The organism is Pseudostreptobacillus hongkongensis (assembly GCF_001559795.1).
GTDB lineage: Bacteria > Fusobacteriota > Fusobacteriia > Fusobacteriales > Leptotrichiaceae > Pseudostreptobacillus > Pseudostreptobacillus hongkongensis.
Genome location: NZ_LOHY01000005.1, coordinates 1 through 664, shown reverse-complemented (window position 1 = coordinate 664; position 664 = coordinate 1). Strand labels below are relative to the sequence as shown.

Below are 664 nucleotides of genomic sequence, written 5' to 3'. Positions count from 1 at the left end.
CATTATCAAAAGCATTTTGAAAAATTTGAGCTCCTTCTCTTAAATAATCTTCCTTTCCATTAGTATAAGTTTTAATATTAATCATAGCATTAACAATATTATTTTGTTCTTCAATTGTAGTTTTAGATTCTATGGCTTTTTTCAATAATTCTGATGTGTTTCCAAATCTAGTTCCATAAGATTCTATTTTTTCTTTTAATTTCTTATATACATCTTTTCTAGTAACTTCATTTTTAATAGACTCTTTAATTTCATGTCTATTGTCTAATTTTCTTATAGAGTCAATAATTTTATCTAAATCATTTTCATTTTCTATTTCACTGTTTAGATTTTCTAAAACTTTCTTATCATATTCAAATTTTTGTTTTTCTAATTTACTATTATCTTCCTTTATATTTTCATATCCTACAAAAGCTTCAGCACTAACTTCAACATAATCATTTACTTTATACTTTCCTTCAACATTTTGCTCAACCATATCATAGCTTATTTTTGTTTTTAAAGAAACATTTTCATGTGGCTCTACATTAATTTCTAAAATAGGTCTTAACCCTTCCATTTTTATATCAGTTCCTACAGTGGTTGCCAATATAAGTTGTGGCAATAAAATAATCGCATATTTCTTCATAATCTCTCCTTTTATTTTTTATTCTAATTAATTCTA

At 23.9% G+C, this 664-nt stretch carries 1 protein-coding gene; it reads right to left on the bottom strand.

The features are described 5' to 3' along the window. Window positions 1-628: hypothetical protein (locus AYC59_RS00450; RefSeq protein WP_156445420.1), on the bottom strand; the 628-nt coding region annotated here is incomplete at its 3' end. Window positions 629-664 lie beyond the last annotated feature (36 nt).